Source organism: Microbacterium sp. B35-30, assembly GCF_010634855.1.
Taxonomy (GTDB): Bacteria; Actinomycetota; Actinomycetes; order Actinomycetales; family Microbacteriaceae; genus Microbacterium.
The window spans coordinates 17354-39137 of record NZ_MWLQ01000020.1 but is presented as its reverse complement, the minus strand read 5'-3'; the positions used below and the strand labels follow the sequence as shown (position 1 = coordinate 39137).

Annotated in this window: 18 protein-coding genes; 8 read left to right on the top strand and 10 right to left on the bottom strand. The window is 69.6% G+C overall.

Annotated features, from left to right (window positions below):
* Positions 1-46 precede the first annotated feature (46 nt).
* Genes B2K11_RS12070 through B2K11_RS12060 form a run of 3 tightly spaced genes read right to left on the bottom strand, consistent with a single transcriptional unit; the run spans position 47 to position 4142 of the window.
* Entirely contained in the window at positions 47-1810 is a 1764-nt protein-coding gene (locus B2K11_RS12070) for a thiamine pyrophosphate-binding protein (protein ID WP_163618532.1), read from the bottom strand.
* Positions 1807-2694 (bottom strand): citryl-CoA lyase, encoded by an 888-nt coding sequence (locus B2K11_RS12065; protein ID WP_163618531.1) that lies wholly within the window; start codon positions 2692-2694, stop codon positions 1807-1809. The genes B2K11_RS12070 and B2K11_RS12065 overlap by 4 nt, the downstream gene beginning before the upstream one ends.
* Positions 2691-4142 (bottom strand): aldehyde dehydrogenase family protein, encoded by a 1452-nt coding sequence (locus B2K11_RS12060; RefSeq protein WP_163618530.1) that lies wholly within the window; start codon positions 4140-4142, stop codon positions 2691-2693. Before B2K11_RS12060 ends, B2K11_RS12065 begins: the two co-directional genes overlap by 4 nt.
* Positions 4143-4448: 306 nt before the next feature.
* Between B2K11_RS12060 and B2K11_RS12055 the strand changes: the two genes are divergently transcribed.
* The 4 genes from B2K11_RS12055 to B2K11_RS12040 all read left to right on the top strand — a co-directional run bounded on the left by B2K11_RS12055 (position 4449) and on the right by B2K11_RS12040 (position 9807).
* The gene (locus B2K11_RS12055; protein WP_163618529.1) at positions 4449-7145 is read left to right on the top strand and encodes a PQQ-binding-like beta-propeller repeat protein; all 2697 of its coding nucleotides are present in this window, start codon (positions 4449-4451) and stop codon (positions 7143-7145) included.
* A 212-nt stretch (positions 7146-7357) separates the two neighbouring features.
* Positions 7358-8014, top strand: a complete 657-nt coding sequence (locus B2K11_RS12050; RefSeq protein WP_163618528.1) for a TRAP transporter small permease — start codon at positions 7358-7360, stop codon at positions 8012-8014.
* A 2-nt stretch (positions 8015-8016) separates the two neighbouring features.
* Positions 8017-9294, top strand: a complete 1278-nt coding sequence (locus tag B2K11_RS12045; protein ID WP_163618527.1) for a TRAP transporter large permease — start codon at positions 8017-8019, stop codon at positions 9292-9294.
* Between the two features lie 75 nt (positions 9295-9369).
* Positions 9370-9807, top strand: a complete 438-nt coding sequence (locus tag B2K11_RS12040) for a type II 3-dehydroquinate dehydratase (RefSeq protein ID WP_163618526.1) — start codon at positions 9370-9372, stop codon at positions 9805-9807.
* A gap of 11 nt (positions 9808-9818) precedes the next feature.
* Here B2K11_RS12040 and B2K11_RS12035 read toward each other — a convergent pair whose 3' ends face one another.
* Positions 9819-11189 (bottom strand): FAD-dependent oxidoreductase, encoded by a 1371-nt coding sequence (locus B2K11_RS12035; RefSeq protein ID WP_163618525.1) that lies wholly within the window; start codon positions 11187-11189, stop codon positions 9819-9821.
* Positions 11186-12277 carry a Gfo/Idh/MocA family oxidoreductase gene (locus B2K11_RS12030; protein WP_204260103.1) on the bottom strand — a complete coding sequence of 364 codons (1092 nt, stop codon included), beginning with the start codon at positions 12275-12277 and terminating at the stop codon, positions 11186-11188. Before B2K11_RS12030 ends, B2K11_RS12035 begins: the two co-directional genes overlap by 4 nt.
* Before the next feature lie 313 nt (positions 12278-12590).
* Between B2K11_RS12030 and dctP the strand changes: the two genes are divergently transcribed.
* Complete coding sequence (gene dctP / locus B2K11_RS12025) at positions 12591-13646, top strand: TRAP transporter substrate-binding protein DctP (RefSeq protein ID WP_163618523.1); 1056 nt, start codon at positions 12591-12593, stop codon at positions 13644-13646.
* Positions 13647-13747: 101 nt separating this feature from the next.
* Here dctP and B2K11_RS12020 read toward each other — a convergent pair whose 3' ends face one another.
* Together B2K11_RS12020 and B2K11_RS12015 are read right to left on the bottom strand one after the other, a co-directional pair.
* Complete coding sequence (locus tag B2K11_RS12020; RefSeq protein WP_163618522.1) at positions 13748-14524, bottom strand: IclR family transcriptional regulator; 777 nt, start codon at positions 14522-14524, stop codon at positions 13748-13750.
* Between the two features lie 5 nt (positions 14525-14529).
* A complete protein-coding gene (locus B2K11_RS12015) occupies positions 14530-15285 on the bottom strand; it encodes an IclR family transcriptional regulator (RefSeq protein WP_163618521.1) in 756 nt (251 codons plus the stop codon).
* Between the two features lie 138 nt (positions 15286-15423).
* Between B2K11_RS12015 and B2K11_RS12010 the strand changes: the two genes are divergently transcribed.
* The 3 genes from B2K11_RS12010 to B2K11_RS12000 are packed head-to-tail and all read left to right on the top strand — an operon-like array spanning position 15424 to position 18853.
* Positions 15424-17268 carry a sugar phosphate isomerase/epimerase and 4-hydroxyphenylpyruvate domain-containing protein gene (locus B2K11_RS12010; protein ID WP_163618520.1) on the top strand — a complete coding sequence of 615 codons (1845 nt, stop codon included), beginning with the start codon at positions 15424-15426 and terminating at the stop codon, positions 17266-17268.
* Positions 17265-18194: a shikimate dehydrogenase gene (locus B2K11_RS12005; protein WP_163618519.1), complete on the top strand. Its 930-nt coding sequence runs from the start codon at positions 17265-17267 to the stop codon at positions 18192-18194. Before B2K11_RS12010 ends, B2K11_RS12005 begins: the two co-directional genes overlap by 4 nt.
* A complete protein-coding gene (locus B2K11_RS12000; RefSeq protein WP_163618518.1) occupies positions 18191-18853 on the top strand; it encodes a TetR/AcrR family transcriptional regulator in 663 nt (220 codons plus the stop codon). The genes B2K11_RS12005 and B2K11_RS12000 overlap by 4 nt, the downstream gene beginning before the upstream one ends.
* 18 nt (positions 18854-18871) lie before the next feature.
* Here the strand turns inward: B2K11_RS12000 and B2K11_RS11995 are convergent, their stop codons facing one another.
* The 3 genes from B2K11_RS11995 to B2K11_RS11985 all read right to left on the bottom strand — a co-directional run bounded on the left by B2K11_RS11995 (position 18872) and on the right by B2K11_RS11985 (position 21553).
* The gene (locus tag B2K11_RS11995; protein ID WP_163618517.1) at positions 18872-19639 is read right to left on the bottom strand and encodes an IclR family transcriptional regulator; all 768 of its coding nucleotides are present in this window, start codon (positions 19637-19639) and stop codon (positions 18872-18874) included.
* Positions 19640-19658: 19 nt separating this feature from the next.
* Complete coding sequence (locus B2K11_RS11990; protein ID WP_163618516.1) at positions 19659-20399, bottom strand: IclR family transcriptional regulator; 741 nt, start codon at positions 20397-20399, stop codon at positions 19659-19661.
* Positions 20400-20584: 185 nt separating this feature from the next.
* The gene (locus tag B2K11_RS11985) at positions 20585-21553 is read right to left on the bottom strand and encodes a ThuA domain-containing protein (RefSeq protein ID WP_204260102.1); all 969 of its coding nucleotides are present in this window, start codon (positions 21551-21553) and stop codon (positions 20585-20587) included.
* Positions 21554-21784 lie beyond the last annotated feature (231 nt).

The following is a 21784-nucleotide window of genomic DNA, read 5'->3' as shown; positions in this document are numbered from 1 at the left end:
ATGATCGGACCGCCTCACGAATCGGTTCGTCGCCGTGTGCGACGGGTCAGGGGGTGGCGACGTGCTCCACGGTCTCGCCGGGGGCGTAGATGTCGAGGATGTTCCAATGACCTGACGTGGGCGTCGGCACGTTGACCATCGACACATCGATCACGACGGGACGCTCGAGCGCGATGGCCCGCTCGAGCGCGGGCTTGAACTCCGCCGCAGACTCGACCTTGATGCCGGTGACACCATAGGCCTCGGCGATCGCGGCGAAGTCGGTGTACAGCGGGTCGTCGGCGCTGCCAAACACCGTCCCGTAGGTCGTGTCGAAGGCCGCCTTCTCGAGGCCGGCGATCGTGCCGAAGGCGTTGTTGTTCATCACGACCCAGACCACCGCGATGCCCTGCTCGCGGGCGGTCGAGAGCACCGCCGGATTCTGCCCGAAGCCGCCGTCGCCCACGAGCGAGACCACGACGCGGTCCGGGCAGGCCATCTTGGCGCCGACCGCGGCCGGCCCGCCGAAGCCCATGGTCGCGAAGCCCCCGGGGGTGAGGAAGCTCCCGGGCGTGAGGATGTCGAACTGCTGCCCCACCCCGTTCTTGTTCCAGCCGACGTCCGTGGTGATGATCGCGTCCGCCGGCAGCACCTCCCTCGTCTCGGAGAGGATCCGCTCGGGACGCATCGGCCACGCATCGGATGCCTGGGCCTCGGCGTTCTGGAGCTTCAGCGTCGCCCGGTTCGCGGCGATCTGCGCCAAGAGCTCGGTGCGCCGCACGCCGTCGGGAGCCAGCCGGCGGGCCACCCGCAGCAGCATCGCCAGCGCCGACTTGAGATCGGCCAGCGCGCCGATCTCGAGCGGGTAGTTGCGTCCCAGCTCGGCCGGGTCGACGTCGATCTGCATGAGCTTCGTACCCGGGATGTCGAAGGTGTACTCCGCATACCAGGAGCTCGAGTCCGCCTCAGCGAACCGTGTTCCGAGCGCGAGGATCCAGTCCGCCGTGCGCGTGGTCTCGTTGGTGAACGCCGTTCCCCAGAACCCCGTCATCCCGAGGACCAGCGGGCTGTCGTCGGGCACCGCGCCCTTGCCCATCAGGCTGTGGGCGACGGGAAGCGAGAGCAGCCCGGCGAATTCGGCGAGCTCGGGTGCCGCGCCGGCGGCGACGATGCCGCCACCGACGTACAGCACCGGCCGCTCGGCATCCAGCAGGTTCTGCACGATCCGCTCGGCGACCGCCTCGTCGAGGCCCGGCTTCGCGAGCGCGCGGGTGTTGCCGACCACCCTGTCGAAGAGGGCGACGTCGACCTCGGCCGAGAACACGTCCATCGGCACGTCGACGAGCACGGGACCTGGGCGCCCGCTCTCCGCCAGCGTGAACGCCTTGTCGAGCACCTCGGCGATCAGGTGCGGCTGATCGACGCGCCACGCCCGCTTGACGAAGGGCCGGTAGATCTCGTATTGCGCCGCATCGGCGTGGAGGTTGATCTCCTGGTGCGGGTGCTTGCCGAAGTAGTGGGTCGGTATGTCGCCCGCGATGACGACCATCGGAATCGAGTCCAGCGCCGCGTTCGCGACACCGGTCGTGGCGTTGGTCAGACCGGGACCGAGATGCGTGAGGACGACCCCGGTGCGCCGGGCCGCCCGCGCGTAGCCGTCCGCCGCGTGCGCCGCGATCTGCTCGTGCCGCACGTTCACGAAGGAGATCTGATCGCTCTTCTCGAGCGCGGCCAGCAGCGCGATGTTCGTGTGACCGCAGAGGCCGAAGACGTGCTCGACGTCGCGTGCTTCCAGGTAGCGAACGATCTGGTTCGAAACCAGGTCCCTCATGGGGTGCTCCTTCTCTCGTCGCCGGCGCCCGCGACCGATCGCCGCGCCGGGCCCGTGTACGTGTATCCGATGGACTTGGGCAGCGGCCCCTTGATGCGGCCGCCCTGGACCATCTGCTCGCTGGCGTGCGCCAGGATGCCGACCGAGCGCGCGAGGATGAACACGCCGCGCCCGAGCTCGGGGGTGAAGCCGAGCTCGCAGTAGATGACGGCGGTCACTCCGTCGACGTTCATCGGGACGGGCCGGGGCTTTCCGGCGCCGATGGCCGCCTCGACGGCACGCCCGATCGTCGCGAACCGTCCGCTCACCGTGCCGTCCGCCGCCGCGGCGTCGACCAGCGACAGCAGCCGGGGGGTGCGCGGGTCGAGCGGATGGAACCGGTGCCCGAATCCGGGGATGTAGGTGACGCCCGCATCCCGCCGGCGTTCCAGGACGAGGCGGACGGCTTCTTCGAGCTCCTGCCCCTGCTCGCACTCGGCGTCGATCTCGAGGTACAGCTCCATGCACTGCTGCCCCGGGCCGCCGTGGATGTCGTCGAGCACGTTGATCGCCGACGCCATGGCACCGTTCACCGGCACGCCGCACGTCGTCGCCATCCGGGCGATCGCGATCGACGGAGCCTGCGGTCCGTGGTCGACGGAGGCCACCAGGGCGGACTCGAGCAGCGTCGCCTGCGCGCGCGAGGGCAGTTCGCCCCGCAGCATGAGCCAGATCGTCTCGACGAATCCGACGTTGCCGATGAGCTGTTCGATCGGGTAGCCGCGCAGCGCGATCTCGCCGGGATGGATGTCGATGATGTCGGTCTGCCACCATCGCCGCGCCTCGTCCACGAGCTCCTCGGCCGACATCCCGCTCTCGGGGCCGCGGTCTTCGGCGGAGCTCATGGCGTGGCCGCCGCAGCCTCGGCCGATTCCAGTGCGGGGTCGTAGAACTCGCCGAACAGCTCCTCGTCGGTGGGCCGGTCCTCCGCGATCGTGCGCGAGACCCACGTCGTGTTCAGGTAGTGACGCAGCGACACGTTCTCGGACGTGATGTTGCCGCCCCAGGTGCCGCATCCCATCGACGAGGTCATCGGCATCCCGTTCGTGAACGACCCGGCGTTCGCCTTCGAATTCGGCTGCCGCACCATGATGCGCGAGACGGGCATGTGCCGTGCGAAGTAGTCGATGTGCGCATCGTCGGTCGACGCGATGCCGCACGAGTGGCCCTTGCCGCCGATCTCGTAGAGCCGCTTCGCGAGCTCGACGCCGTCCTCGAAGCCGCCCTCGTACGCGTGGACCGCCATCAGGGTGGTCAGCTTCTCCTTGCAGAACTGCCGGTCCTCGGCGATCCCGTCTCCCTCGACCACGATGAACCGGCTCTCCGACGGGATGTCGAATCCCGCGGCCCGCGCGAGCTGCTGAGGCGAGATCGCCACCGTGTCGGCGAGCCGGTGGCCCTCGGCACCCCACATCACAGCCTGCAGTGCGGCCCGCTGCCCGGCGGTCGCAAGATACCCGCCTTCGGCCTGGAGCGCCTCGATCATCTCGCGGTACCGGGACGCGGGCACCAGCACGTTGCCGTCGGCGGAACAGCCCGAGCCGAAGTCCGAGGTCTTCGAGAGCATGCAGTTGCGCGCGGTCTCGCGGAGGTCGGCGGTCTCGTCGACGAACTCGGTCGCGTTGCCCGCGCCCACGCCGTACGCCGGGGTTCCCGAACTGTACGCCGCGCGGACGAGTCCCTGGCCGCCGGTGGCGATGACGAGGTCGGAGCGGCGCATGATCTCCTGCGAGGCGGCGAGGCTCGGCAGTGTGATGCACTGCAGGATGTCGGCGGGAGCACCCTCCGCCTCGAGCGCCTCGCGCATCAGCCGGACCGTCTCGAACGTCGTGTGCTTCGAACGCGGGTGCGGCGAGAACACCACGACGTCGCGCGCCTTGATCGCATAGATCGCGTTGCCGGCGGGCGTGAGGTCGGGGTTCGTCGTCGGGACGACGCAGCCGATCACGCCGACCGGCTTGCCGTACTTGACGAGCCCCTTCTCGCGGTCCTCCTCGATGATGCCCACCGAGGGACTGCGCAACGCGTCGCGAAGGACGCCGCGGATCTTCATCCGCTTGTTCATGCGGCTGTCGAAGTCGCCGAGGCCGGACTCCTCGATGCCCATCCCCACCAGCCGATGGAACGACGAGCGATTCGCCACCGCCCACGCGACGGCACGGATCAGGCGATCGACGCGATCCTGATCGTAGGTCTCGATGACGGCGAGTGCCGCCCGCGCCCGGTCGAAGACCGCGTCGAGCTCTTCCTGCTGCGCGGTTGACAGGGGGGTGGATGCTGCTGAAGCGGCCATGACGACTCCGTCCATGGGCATTGATGCCGACCGCCGCATGGTACGCAGAGGGCGCCGCCGCAGACAACGAGTGTCCCACTGGGCAGAAAGCCCTCGGCTGCGGAGGCCTCGTACCCGAGCCGGAGCCGGGGGTTGTACCACTCGATGGGTCGCACGGTTGCCGCCTCCTCGGCCCGGGGTTTAGCGTCCGAGCGCCGGCCGGTGCGGCCGATCCCCCAGGGTCGGCAGCCGGACGGCATTCCCCACAGGGGCGCCGGCGGGCACGTGCCACCCGGCGCCGGATCGAAGACGATCAAGGAGCAAGGGATGCGCAAACGACTGACCACGAGGGTGGCAGCTGCGGGAATCGGGGCACTGGTGGCAGTGCTCGCGGTCGCGGCCTCACCCGCCTACGGACTGACCAGACCGGCCGAGCCGGTCCCGCCGGCAGGGCTGACAGGTGTCGAGCCCACCGGTGCCGACATGCCCACGGTCGGGGGCAACCTCGGCAACCAGCACTACTCCGGCCTCACGCAGATCACGCGGGAGAACCTCGGAGAGCTCGCGCCGACCTGGCGCACGCACGTGTCGGCGGTCGCGCCGGCCAGCGACGACACCGGGCAGCAGACCACCCCGATCGTCGTCGACGGCGTCATCTACCTCGACACCCCGAGCGGCGGGGTGATCGCGGTCGACGGTGCGAGCGGCGAGCCCGTCTGGAAGTGGGAGAACACCGTCTACGGGCTGTCGGGCACGCGCCGCGGCGTCTCGGCCGGTGACGGCAAGATCTTCACGCTGGCGGGCGGCAACCGCGTCGTCGCGCTGGACCAGGCCACCGGCGCAGAGGTGTGGGCGGCGCAGCCGACCGGCGCGGACGGTGAGGATCTCGGACGCGTCGGCAAGGTCGCGACCGTCTACTACGACGGCATCGTCTACGCGCACGCCGCGGACGGCGACCGCGGCGCCGTCGTCGCACTGGATGCGAGCGACGGATCGTACCGGTGGCACTTCTTCGGCGGACCGCCGCGCGGCGAGCAGTACACCGGCGTGGACGGCATCACGTTCGACCCGTCCGAGACGTGGGGGCCGGTGCTCCCGGACGGCACCGACTGCTCCGAGGAGGGCGGCGCGACATCGTGGATGCACGGCGCGGTCGACCCCGAGCTGGGCATGTACTACATGACCTTCGGCAACGCCCGCAGCTGCAACACGTCGCAGGACGGGTCGCTCCGGCCGGGTGACAACCTGTTCTCGAGCACGATCGTGGCGGTGGATGCCGCAACCGGCGCCTACAAGTGGCACTACCAGTCGATCCATCACGACGTGTGGGACATGGACAACGTCCACCCGCCGACACTGGCCGACATCACGGTGGACGGCGAGGAGCGGAAGGTCGTCTTCTACGGCAGCAAGTCGGGCCACCAGTTCGTGCTGGATCGCACCGACGGCGAGCCGGTGCTGCCGGTGACCGAGAAGCCGATGATCACGGACTCGCGGCAGAGTCACTCCCCGACCCAGCCGTTCCCCGCCACCCGGCTGCTGCCGGAGTGCGTCGTCTGGGAGAAGCTGGATCCGGCGAACATCCCGGGCGACCCCTGGCGTGCGGTGCCCAACTACAACGGCTACCAGCCGGATGCCGAGGGCAACCTCGTCTTCAACCCCGACAGCTATGTCGCGGCCGACGAGCCCTTCCTGACGTATCCCGAGGGCTATCCGGCCGACCACCGTCTGGGCTGCATGTACGACCCGCAGTGGGACGCGCCGGTCCTCTCGACCACCAGCCAGAACGGCGGTGCCGACTGGTCGAACCACTCGTACAGCCACAGCACGAACCTCGTCTACTACCCGTACGGCACCAACCCGGTCGCGCACTACAACGGCGCCTCGGCCAACGGACTGCGCGCCATCGGGCAGTACCAGACCGGCGGCATCCTGGCGTACGACGCCTCGACCGGTGAGGTCGCGTGGCAGAACCACCTGGGCACCGACATGTCGCATGGTCAGGGACCCCTGACCACGGCATCCGATCTGCTGTTCGTCGGCCAGATCGACGGCAGGGTGCTGGCGATGGACGCCGTCACGGGCGACGTGCTCTGGGACTTCCAGACGGGGTCCGGCATCGCGGCGGCGCCGGTCACCTATGAGGTCGACGGCGAGCAGTACGTCGCCGTGTTCGCGGCGGGCTCGACCAACCCCTACGGGGGATCGGTGACGCAGGGCGACTCGCTCTGGGCCTTCAAGCTCGGTGGCGAGTACACGACGGAGTCCGGAAGCCAGGAGGGGCCCGACACGGCGCCGCTGACCATCCGCCGGCCCGTGGGCGGTACTGCCGTCGAGGGCTCGACGGTGGGCAACACCGTGCTGCTGGCGCGGTCGAGCCGCACAGCCGACACGGCTGCCGCACGCGACAGCGTGTCGACGAACGGCATGCAGCCGACCCACCTGCGGGTCCCGGTCGGCACGACCGTGACCTTCCGCAACCCCGGGGCCGAGACGTTCCCGAACTTCCCCAACCAGAAGCCGCACTGCGCCACGCAGTTCTTCGAGGGCGAGTTCAACGCGAAGCTGCAGCCCGGAGAGACCTATCAGCACACGTTCGACCGTGCCGGTGAGTACTTCTTCAACGACTGCACCGACCCGCGCCCGACCGGCAAGATCGAGGTGTACCTCGTGCCGCAGGATCAGCCGGGTGCGCTGAAGTTCACGCCGGGCAAGCTGCAGCTCGGCTCGGAGACCGGGCTGTTCACCGGGGTCGAGGGCCAGGTCTCAGCGCACTTCGAGCTGCCGGCCGGCTACACGTACGACGGCGGTGCGGTGCTGATCGCCCCGCTGACGTCATCGCCGATCGAGGCGTCGGACGTCACGGCGAACAAGAACCGGATCATCGTCCGGTTCGACGCCGACGCGGTCGACCACAACGTGCCCACCGGGGAGGTGACATTGACCGTGAGGGCGAACGTCCTCAACGCCGCGGGGGTCCAGGAGCAGCTCTCGTCCACCGCGACGGTCACCGTCGTCAAGTAGCGGCTGACCCACCCCCGCCGACCCGGCACCCCGATCCGTCCCCGTCACGCACGACGGGGGCGGATCGGCGCGTGCGGCCGGTGTCCCATTCGGCGAAACTCTTCTTTGCACGCACCCGCCCGCAGACCAGAGTCGCAGGGGCGGCGATGCGCGCGCGGCCCCGCATCAACAGAGAGGTTGGCAATGCACCCTGACACCCTGGCGGTGGCGCCATGACCGACAAGGACCCGGGGCCCGAACCCGAGGAGAGCGGCCGCACCGAGCCCGAGAAGGCTGCGGAAGCCTCGCACGAGCCGGGGGTGGGCGAGTCGATCTACCCGCACACCAACACCTACTACACGACACCGAAGCTCAACCAGGGCGTCCCGCCCGACCCGGTGTTCATCCGCGTGCTCTCGGGCATCGAGATCACGATCGGCGTCACCCTGTTCGCCTTCATCATCTTCGGCGTCATGTACCAGGTGCTCGGCCGGTACTTCCCCGCCGTCAGCTGGGTCGGCGCCGGCGAGCTGGCCCTGCTGTCGATGATCGCGCTGACATTCATCACCACCGGCTACCTCGTGGGACGCAACGGCCACATCGTGCTCGAGATGTTCGACGAGATGCTCGCCGGGACCCGGCTCTTCGTCGCGCTGCGCGTCATCTCAGCGGTCATCATGGTCGTCACCAGCCTCGCCCTCGCCTACGAGGCCTGGGTGAAGATCGACATCGAATGGGGCCGGCTCAGTGCCGCGATGCACGTGCCGCTCGGCGTGCTGTACATCTTCGCGCTCGTCGGCTTCGTCTCCGCAGCGATCCACTCGTCGTTCAAGATCCCCTATGCGAACCGCCCCGAGCGCAAGCTCGACATCGGCGAGATGGAGGGCTGATCGTGGACCTCTGGCTCTACATCCTGCTGTTCGTCGTCTTCCTGCTGCTGCGCGTGCCGGTCGCCTTCGCGATGATCGCGTCGAGCATGCTCTACTTCTACAGCCAGGGACTGTCTGCCGGGTACGCGATCTCGTCGATCGTGAACGGCATCAACAGCTTCCCGCTGCTCGCCGTGCCGCTGTTCATCTTCGTCGGCACCGTCGCCAACAACCTCGGCATCGCGACGCGCCTGTATGACTTCGCGCGGGCACTCCTGCCGCGTCTGCCCGGCAACCTCGCCTATGTGAACCTGGGCACCGCGATCGGCTTCTCGTGGATCAGCGGCTCCGCTCTCGCCGACGCCGCCTCGACGAGCAAGGTGCAGATCCCCCAGATGCTCAAGGCCGGCTATCCGTACGGGTTCTCCGCAGGGCTCACGGCGTCGGGCTCGCTGATGAGCACCGTCATGCCGCCGAGCATCCCTGCCGTCCTCTTCGCCGCGACCGCGTCGATCTCCACGGGGGCGCTGTTCGCGGGCTCCATCATCCCTGCCATGCTCATGGCGGTCGGCCTGGCCGCTTACATCTTCTTCTGGGTGCGGCGGCACCCGGAAGTCGCCGTGGGCCGGCCGTTCGACGGGCGGATGCTGGGCAAGGCTGCCGCGCGCGTCATCGGGCCCGCACTGCTGCCGGTGATCATCCTCGGCGGCATCTTCAGCGGCTTCTTCACTGCGACCGAGAGCGCCGGCATCGCCGCGGTGTACATGCTGCTCCTCGGCGTGATCTACCGCACGTTGACGTGGCGGGTGTTCTGGAAGTCGGCGAAGGAGACGGTCGTCATCTCCGGCGGCATCCTCCTCATCCTCGGCGCGTCCAATCTCATGGGCCAGGTGCTGGCGCGCGAGCAGGTGTCGCGGGCGCTGGGCGAGTGGCTCACGGGACTCACCGACAACCCGATCGTGTTCCTGCTGATGCTCAACGTGCTGCTGATCCTGCTCGGCATCCCGCTCGAGGCGCCGCCGGTGATCCTCGTGCTCGTGCCGATCCTGATGCCGATCGTCGCCCAGTTCGGAATCGACCCGGTGCAGCTGGGTGTGCTGATGATCCTCAACCTCATGATCGGCTCGCTGACTCCACCGGTGGGTGCGGTGCTCTTCGTCGTCGGGTCGATCACGCGCAGGCCTATGGGCGAGCTGTTCCGCGGTATCCTGCCGTTCCTGATCCCGCTGGGAACGGTCCTGCTGCTGCTGACGCTGTTCCCCGTGATCGTCACGTTCCTGCCGACGCTGCTCGGCCTGTAGAAGCCCGGCTCCCGATGCCCCCGCGACGACCACGCGGGGGCATCGGGGGGCCCCGCGGGACGGAAGGAGTCCTCCATGACGAGAAAGCTCTTCGTGCTGAACGGCCCGAACCTCAACATGCTCGGCGTCCGCGAGCCGGAGCTCTACGGCACCAAGACCCTCGACGAGGTACGCGCGGACTGCGAGCGCGTCGCCGATGAGCTCGGGTTCGAGCTCTTCTTCGCGCAGTCGAACGCCGAGCACGAGCTCATCGAGTGGGTGCACGAGGCCTTCCGCCAGCAGGCGACCGTCGTGATCAATCCGGCGGGGCTCAGCTTCGGCTCGGTGTCGCTGCTCGACGCGCTGCACATGCTCTCCACCCCCGTCGTCGAAGTGCACATCACGAACATCCACGCCCGCGACGCCGACCATCGTCACTCGATCACGTCGAAGGTCGCGCGAACGGTGATCGCCGGTGCGGGCGTGTACGGCTACGAGCTGGCGATCCGGGCCGCCGACCGGCTGACCGGCTGAACTTTCCGGCGTCAGGCGCGCGTGCCGCCCGCGATCATGTCGGCAGCCACGACGCCGAATACGAGAGCCTTCGTGAGCGCCGTCCCCGTCATGTACGACGCGCCGTGGAATCCGCCGACGACCTCGCCGGCGGCGTAGAGGCCCTCGATCCGGCTGCCGTCGACCCGCGCCACCGAGGCGTCGGGCGCGACGCGGAGACCTCCGTACGTCGAGGTCATGGCCGTCACGGCGGGGTACGCGTAGAAGGGCGCTCGGGCGACCGGCAGCAGCGCTCCGACGCCGTTCACGAGGCCGGTCCGGCCGAAGGCATCCGCAACCCGGCCGGCCACGGTCTCGTTGTACTGATCGACGGTGCCTTCGAGCGCGCCGGTCGGCAGCCCGAGCCGGCGTCCGAGCTGGGTGAGCGTCGGTGCGCCGACGAGATGGCCGAGCTCTTCGATCCGCTCCATGTCCGACAGGGGCACGCCCGGCTTCGACAGGGCACGCACCCGGGAGTCGAAGATCTGGAACGCCATCCGGCCGGGCTGGCTCAGCACCGCGGAGCCGAGCACTTTGTACGACTCGGACTCGTCGGTGAAGCGTGCGCCGAGCGCGTTCACGAGGATCGCACCGAGGTAGTTCGCGGTCAGGAGTTCGTGCTCGGCGTCGGTCGCCTCGGCGTGCTGGCCGTAGGTTCCTGCGACGTGGCCGACGTCGGCGAGGCCGGCGCCCAGCATCCATGCCATGCGAAGCCCGTCGCCGGTACTGCCCACGCCGCCGTACGGCATGGCAGGCGCCTGATCGGGCACGAACAGGTCGAGCAGCTCGCGCGAGCGCGAGAATCCACCGGTGGTGAGGACGATGCCCGCATCCGCGGCGAGCACCTCCTCTCCCGACCGGATGCCGATGACCCACCTGTCCTCCGTGATCAGCGCCTCGGCCGGCCGGCCCAGGACGATCGACGCCCCCGCGGCGACGGCTTCGCGCTCGAGCGACGCGAGCAGGCCGCGGATGCGGATCAGGTGCGCGCGTGCGATCGTCATGCCGGCGCTGACCTTGAGTTCGTCCGTCCACGCGTCCGCCCGGTCGATCGCCGCCACCGCGTGCGCCTGATGGGCGACGAGCGCCCGCAGCAGAGACGGGTCGGCGAAGCCGCCGCCGGTCTCCAGCATGTCTGCCAGGAAGACGTCGTCGGAGTCCTCGACGGCAGCTCGCCGCTGGACCGGCGTGCCCGACAGCGCGAACCATCCGCCGCTCATCGCGGAGCTGCCCCCGAGCCGGTCCCGCTTCTCGACGAGCGCGACGTGCAGTCCGGCCGCGGCCAGGCGGTGCGTCGCCGCCAGACCGGCGAGGCCTCCTCCGACGACGATCGCGTCGAACCGGCGCCCGTGCGGTGCCGTCATCCGTCCGCCTCCGCCTCTGCCTGCGCATCGGCGCTGAAGCGTGCGACGTCCACGGTTCGACCGGTGCGCGCGGCGAGCGACGCCGCCTCGACCAGCGCGAGGGTGCGGGACGCGTCGTCCGCCGACACCAGGGGTGCGGCCGTGCCCCGTGCGACCTCGACGAAGTGGTCGAGCTGAGCGGGGAAGGATCCGCGCGGCGCGTAGGGAAGGTAGGTGCGCGAAAGCGGCGAGTGCCAGTCCGCCGGCACCGACGGTGCATAGGCGTACATCGCGAGGTTCGGCACCGACAGTGCCGCCCGTGTGCCGACGATGCGGTAGGCGACCTCGTCGGGCAGGAACGGGAAGGCGAGCGACTCCTCCGTGGCCTGGTCCCAGCCCCACGGCGAGACGCCGGCGTCCGAGGCGATCAGGCTTCCCAGGGCACCGCTCTCGAACCTGAGGCTCATCGAGACGGTGTCCTCGACGTCGAGCCCGCGGACGTTCGAACCCTGGATCGCCTGGATCTCGGCGACCTCCCCGCACAGGTGCCGGAGGAGGTCCAGATCGTGCACGGCGTTGATGAGGGTGACGCCCGCCCCCGGCTCGCTGTGCCACGGCGCCTCGGTGAAGTACTCGGGCTCCTTGCGCGCGGACCACATGCCGTTCACGGCGACGACCTGGCCGAGCTCACCGCCGCGGATCGCGGATCGCGCCCGGGCGATCGCCGGGTGATGTCGCCGGTGATGCCCGACGAGCAGTCGTCCGTACAGGCGTTCGACGGCCTCCACCAGCCGCCGTGACTGGGCGTACGAAGTGGCGACCGGCTTCTCGAGGAGCACCGCTACACCGGCCTGTAGGCATTCGACGGCGGTCTCGACATGCAGCGCGTTGGGGTTGACGATGATGACCGCGTCGAGTTGCTCGGCATCCAGCATCTGTGCCGTCGACGGGTACGTGGGGCACTCGAACTCCGCCGGGTTCGCAGCAGGGTCGGCGACCGCCGTCAATACCGCCCCCCGCGCGGCGCGGATGAAGTCGATGTGCTGGCGCCCCATGAACCCGGCGCCGACCATGCCCATGCGAACCGGTGACGGTGCGGATCCGGTCACGGCGCCTCCCTGCATGGTGGTCGCGGCGAGAGTCGGCCACGAGCGTATGGCACGATGGGCCGACGTGGGCGGATCGTTCCATTCAGCGGTGAGGCCTCCCGCTGGGCGCTCCGACCTCATGTTCCATTCGCCGGGACATCGCTTTGCCGGCCGATCGAAGTCCGTAAGAGTCAGCACTGCCACCGGGCCGCACGTGACGGCGTGGTCGACGGGGAGCGCGCAGCGCGAGCAAGTCGACGGCACGTCACGCACCGGCTATCGAATGACACGTCAGAACCCGCACGACGACGTGCGCACACCAGAGGAGAGTCCCATGAGCACAGCCCGCTCGAAGCGCCGCGGCATTTTCGCCGCGACAGCGCTCGCAGCAACCGCTCTCGTCGCCGCCGGCTGCGCCGGCGGCGGCACACCCGAGGGCACGGACACGGAGTCCGCGGCGGAGAACGAACCCGTCACGCTCACGGTCGCGACGAGCCAGAACGAGGAGACGCCGAACTACTACTGCGGCGTCGAACTGCTCAAGGAACGGCTCGAAGAGGCAGACATCGGCTTCACCGTCGACCTGTACCCCGCGAGCCAGCTCGGCCCCGACGCCGACCGCTTCCCGCTGGTCCAGGCCGGAGACATCGACATCGACCTGCAAGGCGCATCGGCGCTGAGCTCGACGTTCGAGCCGATCGGCGTCGTCGACGCGACCTACGCCTTCGACGACGTCGACCACGCGTTCCAGTGGATCGACGAAGGCTCGGAGGACTTGTTCACGTCGTTCCACGAGTCGACGGGCGTCAACATCGTCGACGGCTGGTTCTTCGGCTCCCGCACCTTCACCACGAAGGACGTCGAGGTGACGAGCCCCGACGACCTCGACGGCGTGCCGATCCGCTTCCCGAACTCGCCGCAGTTCCTCGCGAACGCCGAGGCGCTGGGTGTCACCAGCCCGGTGTCGGTCGCCGTGGAGGAGGTCTACTCCGCGCTGCAGCAGGGCATCGCCGTCGGTCAGGAGAACCCGATCGTCGCGACGCGGTCGTCCAGCTACGACGAGATCCTCAACGTCGCGGTGCTGAACAACCACAACGTCGGCATCCACTGGATCCTCGTCAGCGACAAGACGTACGAGAAGATGAGCGACGAGCAGACCGCGCTGCTCGAGGAGACCATCCATGAGATCCGCCCCGAGAACGCCGCCTGCGTCGACGAGGCGACCGAGGAGATCCTCGACGAGTACCGCGCCAACGACGCGATGACGGTCATCGAGACGGAGGACATCGACATGGATGCCTTCATCAGCAAGTCGGAGGACTACTTCAAGGGGTACTTCACCGGCGAGAGCCTGGAGGCCTACGAGGCCATCCGCGAGATGGCCGGCTGACCACTGCGACAAGGAGGGGTGGGTGCGCACGCGCACCCACCCTTTCGCTTGCGCTGTGCGGCCTCGCTTGCGCTGTGCGGTCGTGCGGGCGCGGTCCGCGTTCAGTGGCCCCGCTCGGCAGTCAGCCGGCGGCTCAGGGTGACGGCCGCGGCGCGTACCGCGGCGGCGACCCGGTCGGGCTGCAGCGCGGCGGCGGGTCCGGCCACGCAGATCGCCGCGGTCGGCGCCTCACCCGGAACGAGGATCGGGCTCGCGACGGCGACGGTGCCCAGCGCGCACTCCTCGTGCTCGGTCGCCACGCCGCTGCGACGGACATCCGCGAGCTCGCGCACGAGCGCCGCCTGCTCGACGATCGTGTGCGGCGTCCGTCGCTCCCACCCGCCGGCCGCGAGGCGCGTCACCACCTCCGGAGGAGAGAACGCGAGGATGCACTTTCCGAGCGCCGTCGCGTGCGCAGGCTCACGTCCGCCGATCCGAGCCGGCGACGGCGCGGGAGAGGGGCCGGTGGACGGCTGCCGCAGCATGGCGATGAGGACGATGTCGGACCCGTCGAGCACCGCCAGCTGCACGGTCTGCGCCGTGACGTCCTCCAGCTCCCTCATCACCGGGAGCGCGAGCTGGCGGAGCATGCGCGGCTGCGGCACCGTCTGTCCGAGTTCGAAGAGACGAACGCCGAGATGGAGCAGCTCGCCGTCGCGATCGAGGAATCGCTGGGCCACGAGGTCGGCAGCGATCCGTGACACCGTCGATTTGGGGAGGTTCGCCCGCCGGGCCAGCTCCGAGACGCCGAGCCCGTGATCGTCGTCGCCGAAGGCGTCGAAGACCGCGGTCACGCGGTCCAGCACGCTGACCGAATCGGTCCAGTTCGCGGTGCGCATGGCCCTTACGCCGCCGCCAGCCGGCGGGTGACCGTGCTGCCGGCGGCGCGCACCAGCGGCGAGGCCCGCTCCGGATCCATCGCGCCACTCGGACCGGCGATGGAGATGGCTCCGATCACGACGCGGTCGCCGGAGAGCACGGGGCTCGCAACCGCGAGTATGCCGGGGTACGACGCCTCGATGTCGAGGGCCACCGCTGCATCGCGCACGTGGGCGAGCTCTTCCCGGAAGTGGTCGGCGTCGTCCTCGACGAGCGGCGCGCTGATCCGCTCGACCACGGCGGGATCGGCGCAGAACGCCAGGTAGGCCTTGCCGCTGGCGGTCGTCAGCGCCGGGGATCGCATTCCGGCCCGGGTCGGCAGCATGGGCAGGCGCCCGGCGACGGCGGCGATCGACACCATGTCGGTACCCTGCTGCACCCAGAGCCCCACGCGTTCGCCGGTGACGTCGCGCAGATTCCGCAGGACGGGGGCAGCGGCGGCCACCAGCCGGCGGGGCAGGCTGGCGCGAGCGCCGAGTTCGAAGAGGCGCAGTCCGAGTGCGACGCCCTCCTCGGTGCGCTCCAGGTACCGCTGCCCCGTCAGCTCGGTGACGAGCCGCGAGACGGTGGACTTGGGCAGGGCGGTCCGGGCGGCGATGTCAGTGATCGTGATCGATCCGTCGGACTCCTTCACGGCATCGAGGATGGAGAAGATCCGGTCGAGCACAGAGACAGGCGCGCGCCGTCCGGCGGGAGTCGTGTTCCATTCGGCGAGACTCATCATCGAGTGTCCTCTCCCAGCAGGTTGAATCGTCGTCGATCACCCTTCGGCTTTCGAACGTACTAGTTAGTACACAACCATGCAATGCTCTAGACAGAATCATGCGGACACCAGCGCCGGTGGCCGCAGGGAGGTGCCATGCGCACGTCGATCGCCACGGTCTGCCTGAGCGGAACGCTCGATGAGAAACTCGTCGCCGCGAGCGCGGCCGGGTTCGAGGGAGTCGAGATCTTCGAGCCCGACCTCATCGCGTCGCCCCGCTCACCGGAAGCCATCCGCGATCGCGCCGCCGACCTCGGTCTGACACTCGATCTCTACCAGCCCTTCCGGGATTTCGAGGGGGTCGGGCCGGAGCTGCTCGACCAGAATCTGCGCCGCGCCGCGGCGAAGTTCGCCCTCATGAATCGCCTGGGCATCCAGACCATGCTGCTCTGCAGCAACGTCGCCACCGCGCGCAGCGGCGACGAGCAGCTGGCCGCGACTCAGCTGCGGCAGCTCGGCGGCGTCGCCGAGCAGTTCGGCGTGCGAGTCGCGTATGAGGCGCTTGCCTGGGGCCGGTTCGTGGACAGCTACGAAGCTGCCGCACGCATCGTCCGGCTGGCCGATCATCCCCGCATCGGGCTCTGCCTCGACAGCTTCCACATCCTCTCGAAAGGCCACAACCCCGAGGCGATCGAGACCATCCCCGCCGACCGGATCTTCTTCGTCCAGATGGCGGATGCCCCGCTGCTCTCGCTGGATGTGCTCTCGTGGAGCCGGCACCACCGCCTCTTCCCCGGCGAGGGCGGCTTCGACCTCGGCACGTTCATGGCGCACCTGGTGCGCACGGGATACGACGGCCCGGTCTCGCTGGAGATCTTCAACGACACCTTCCGCCAGGCGGACCCGCTCGCCACCGCGATCGACGCGCGACGCTCGCTCCGGTGGCTCGAGCACGAGACGGCCGCAGCCCTGGGCGTTCGTGCCGGGGGCCGCGCCGCGCGCATGTCGACCGCGCTCCTCCCCCAGGTGGCGGCGCCCACCGACGTCAACTACGTGGAACTGCGCACCGGAGAGGTGTCCGAGCTCCGACGGCTGCTGGCGCAACTCGGCTTCCGCTCGCATGGGCCGCACCGCACCAAGAGCGTCGAGCTGTGGTCCCACGGTGCCGCACGGGTCGTGCTGGGCGCTCCGGACTCGGAGCACCCCCAGCCGACCGTCGCGGGCATCGGCCTGTCGGTCGACGACCCCCCGCTCGCCCTGCGCCGGGCGACGGGCCTGTTCGCCCCGGAAGTGCCACGGGCCGAGCACGAGGGCGACGAGCGGCTCGTCGGGGTGAGCGCCCCTGACGGCTCGGAGGTGTTCTTCGGCGCCGGACAGGGAGCGGAGCCGAGGTGGGTGAGCGAGTTCGGCACCCCCGCGGAAGAGGACGCGGGCATGATCGAACGCGTCGACCACCTCAACCTCGCTCAGCCCTGGCAGCACTTCGATGCCGCGGTGCTGTTCTTCCATTCGGTGCTGGATCTCCACGCCGAGGCATCGGTCGAGGTGGCGGCCCCGGTGGGCCTGGTGCGGAGCCAGGTGCTCAGCAGCGCCGACGGCGTCGTGAGGATCGCCCTCAACCTCGTGCCCTCGGGCGCCCGTGACGACGCGATCCTGCCGCAGCACATCGCCTTCGCGACGACCGACGTGCTGGGATTGGCTCGCGCGGCCCGCGAGCGAGGCTTCCGGCCCCTCGACATCCCTTCGAACTACTACGACGACATCGAGGCGCGGTACCAGATCGAGCCTGAACTCCTGGAGGAGCTCCGGCAGTTGAACGTGATGTACGACCGAGACGAGTCCGGAGAGTTCCTGCACTTCTACACGCATCCGATCGGGACCGTCTTCCTCGAGGTCGTCGAGCGGCGGGGCGCTTACGCCGGCTACGGCGCGCTCAATGCCCCGGTGCGGCTCGCGGCGCAGTACCAGCACCGCCGCGCCCTCGAGGGAGTGCTGGCGTGACCCGGCCCGTCGCCGCCGAATCGACTTCCGAACGGCCCCGCGACCGGTACCTCGTCGGCCTGGTCGGCGAGGGGATCACCGCATCACTGACGCCGGCCATGCACGAAGCCGAGGCCCGCGCCCTCGGGCTGGACTACGAGTACCGCATCTTCGACCTCATCGAGCTCCGCCGTCCCGCGGCGGACGTCGGCGCGATCCTCGCCGACGCGCAGTCCGCGGGCTTCGCCGCGATGAACATCACGCATCCGTGCAAGCAACTCGTTCTCGACCTCGTCGACGAGCTGGACACGGATGCCGCGCAGCTGCGCGCCGTGAACCTCGTGGTGTTCGACGGCGGACGCCTGCGCGGCTACAACACGGATTGGATGGGCTACCGCGACGCCCTCGTGACGGGGCTGCCTGAGGCATCCTTCGAGCGGGTCGTCCAGATCGGATGCGGCGGCGCCGGCGCCGCGACCGCGTACGCGCTGCTGACGCAGGGGACGCGACGGCTCGACCTCTTCGACGCCGAGCCGCTGCGCGCCGCGGAGCTTGCCGCACGCATGCGCACCCACTTCCCGGAGCAGACCATCGCCACGCTGTCACCTGAAGAGCTCGCGCGCGCCATCGCCGGCGCGAGCGGCATCGTCCACGCGACGCCGATGGGAATGCTCCACCACCCGGGAGTCGCGTTCGAGCTGGATCTGCTCCAGCAGCAAGCGTGGGTCTCGGACGTCGTCTATCGCCCGCTCGAGACCCAGCTCATCCGGCAGGCCGCCCGGCGAGGGCACCCCGTGCTGGACGGCGGGTTGATGGCGGTCGGTCAGGCATGCGCTAGTCTCCAGATCATCACGGGCATCCGGCCTGATCGTGACAGGATGCAGCGGCACTTCCGTGAGCTCATCAGCGACGAGGAGCGCTCGGCCACGGGGAAGGGCGGTCGATGAGCGATCAGCGCAGCGAGGCGCGCGAGGGAGCTGCGACTGAGCGCGCCGTGCGCACGCAGGGCGACATCATCAAGGTCGCCACCGCCGAGTTCGCCGCCAACGGCTATGCCGGTGCCCGGGTCGACGAGATCGCCGCTCGCACGCGCACGACGAAGCGCATGATCTACTACTACTTCGGCTCGAAGGAGGGCCTCTACCTCGCGGTGCTGGAGCGGGTGTACGCGCAGATCCGACAGGTCGAGCGCGGCATCCATATCGGTGAACTGGCGCCCGATGCGGCGCTGCGCACCATCGCCGAGGCCACCTACGCGCACCACACGACGCACGAGGCGTTCATCCAGCTCGTCAGCATCGAGAACATCCACCGCGCCGAGCATCTGCGTCAGTCCGAGACGATCCTGCGCGAGAACGCCACCGCCATCACGCTCCTCGAGGACGTCATCAACCGGGGCGTCCGCGCCGGGATGTTCCGCGACGACGTCGACGCGGTGGACGTCCACATGATGATCAGCGCGTACGCCTGCTTCCACGTGGCCAACCGCCACACCTTCGCCGCCATCTTCGACCGCGACATGCTCGCTCCGGGGTTGCAGGACTCCCATCGTCGCCTGATCGGCGACATGGTGGTCGCCACGATGACCGATCGCAGCGCGGACTGACACGCCCGATGGCCGGAGTCAGTCCGAGGGGGCTCTGAGCGCCGCCAGGCGGCGTGCGAGCGTCAGCGCAGCCGCCCGCAGCGCCTGCGCGACACGGTCCGCGTCGAGGTCGGCCTGGTGCCCCGATACCGACACGGCCCCCGCCAGCCGGCCCCCGGGCGCGAACACCGCGATCGCGGTGCACGAGACACCGGTGGCGAACTCCCCCGCCTCGACGGCGAGCCCACCGCCCCGGATGCCGGCGAGCTGACGCCGCAGCGCCGCCGGATCGGTGATCGTCTGCGCCGTCCACGCCGCCAGCCCCGCCGAGAGCACGTCGTCGATGCCCGAAGGCGAGTCGTGGGCGAGCACCGCCTTGCCCAGCGCCGTGGCGTGCAGGGGCAGCCTCCCGCCGGTGCGAACGGTCGACAGCCCTGCCGACCGGCCGCGCATGACCGCGATGCACACCACCTCGCCTCCGTCGCGGATGGCCAGGTGCACGTTCTCGCCGGTCTGGTTGCGAAGGTCGGCCATGACCGGGAGCGCGGCGATCCTGAGCTCGCGGGGCTGCTCGGCGAGCTGTCCGAGCTCGAAGAGCCGCAGGCCCAGGTGGATCAGCTTTCCGTCGCGCTCGAGATACCGCTGGCGCACCAGGGTCGCGACCAGCCGCGAGACGGTCGACTTCGGAAGGCCTGCACGCAGTGCGAGCTCGGAGATGCCCATCCCCCGGTCGTCCCCGTCGAACGCCTCGAGGATGCAGGTCATGCGGTCGAGGACGCCGACCGCGTCACCGGGGACGGTGGACATGACTCACGGCGGACATGCCTCACGCCACCTGCAGTGCAAGCCGATGGGTGAGGGCCAGGGCGGCGTGTCGCACGAGGGGCGCGATCCGCTTCGGGTCCATGTCCGCCACGGGACCCGCGACCGAGATGGCCGCCAGGGGCAGGCGCTCCGGCGAGAGCACAGGACTGGCGACGCCGACGACCCCGGGGAAGGTCTCGCAGCGGTCGATGGCGACGGACTCCGTGCGCACGGCGTCGAGCTCTTTCTCGAGGGCGTGCCGCCGGCTCGCATCGAGCCCGGTGATCACGCTGCAGAGGACGCCCTCGTCGACGGTGAACGCGAGCACCGCCTTGCCCAGCGCGGTGGTCGCCGACGGCACGCGAACGCCCGCACGGGACGGCACCGGCCGCAGTCGCCCACGGACGGAGATCACCGAGAGCATGTCGCGGCCCTCCTGGACCGCGACATTGAGATGCTCGCCGGTGGCGTTGTAGAGCTCGGCGAGCACCGGGAGCGCTGCCGCGGTGAGCCGGCGAGGCGTGCTGGCGCGAGAGCCCAGCTCGAAGAGCCGCAGGCCGATCGTGACGCCGTCGTCGGTGCGCATGAGATAGCGCCGCCGGACGAGGTCGCCGACCAGCCGTGAGACGGTCGACTTCGGGATGCCGGTGGCCAGCGCGAGCTGGGTGATCGTGGTCGAGCCGTGCGACTCGCGGACGGTGTCGAGGATGGCGAGGATCCGGTCGAGCACCGATACCGGCTCGCCTGTGAGAGCGGATCGCATGTGTGCAGTATCCGTCGGCACGGAAGGCGCGGCAAGCATGCACGGCCGGACGGAACCGATGGTTCCACCCAGTGGGACATCACGCTTTCCAGGCGTGCCGTGCTCTGACGAAACGGGGGCCCGGACGCGTCGTGACGACGTGCCCGGGCCCCCGGCTCGCAGATGGTGGACTCCCGTCCCCGCGGTCAGGTGGTGCAGAACGGCTTGACGCCCATGGCGCTCTCGATGCCCTCCATCACGTGCTGCTTGAAGAACTCGTCGCCGGCGAGGGGCGCATCGGTCCACGCCGCCACGTCGTGGCCGAGGGTCGTGAGCCACGACCTGCCGCCGTCGTAGTACTGGCACCAGCTCACCGGGTGGGATTCGCCGTGGCCGGCCGGCGTCGCCTCGCTCGTGGCCTTGTCGACCTCGAGCAGGACGTTGACGAAGCTCGGGTACGGAATGAGGTTGTACCACTCGTCCTTGAACGCCCACGTCTCAGGCAGGAACGACGTCGACACGTCGCGGTTGTTGATCGTCTCGACCGTGCCGTCGCGGTTCGGCCCGTGATTGTAGAAGTTGGCCCCGCCCAGCAGGCCCTCGTAGTACGGCCAGTGATACTCGGCACCGAAGGCGTTGTGAATTCCCACGAATCCACCTCCGCCGCGGATGTACTGCATCAGCGTCGTCTGCGCGGTGTCGTCGAGTGTGTCGCGGTTCGAGCCGAGGAACACGACCGCCTGGTAGTTGTTCAGTCGGCTGAAGCTCGCCAGGTCTTCGGTGTAGTCCACCGCGATCCCCCGGTCCGCCGCCCACGCGATCATCGCTTTCTGAGCGACGTTGTTGTCGTTCAGCGGCGGGTTGAGCCCAGGACCGAGCGCCGTGCCGAGATGGGCGTGACGCGGACCCGCGGTACGGCTCCACACGAAGATGCGCTTCTGCTCGCCCTCCGTCCAGCCGTTGCCCCACTCGTGGTAGCACTCCGGATCCGTGCCGCGGCACACGCCGTAGTCCTTGATCTCGTCGAGGTAGATCTGACTGGCGGTTGCCGGCTGGCCGCCGAGGCCCTTGCCGTTGTCCTTGTCGGCCCCGGCCGCCGTCCCGGCGAGGACGATCCCTGCGCCGAGCGCCGCAGCGGCGACGAGCGCGACCCCGGAGCGTAGTAGCGATCTCATGTGATCTCCTTCGATCATTCGAGGTGGTCCTCGGGGAATCGAAGCGCGATGGCCGCGCTCGGCCGATGACAGCCTCCGGCCCCGCCTGGGGAGCGGGGATCCCGGATCGACCCTCGGGTTGGTGCGAATGTAGGGGCCGGGCTGCGGCGGCGGCAACGCGCGTTCCACCCAGTAAGCCGGGCACCGGTTCCGCTGTGCGCCGGGTCGTCCATGCACAGGCGCCGCCGCGGG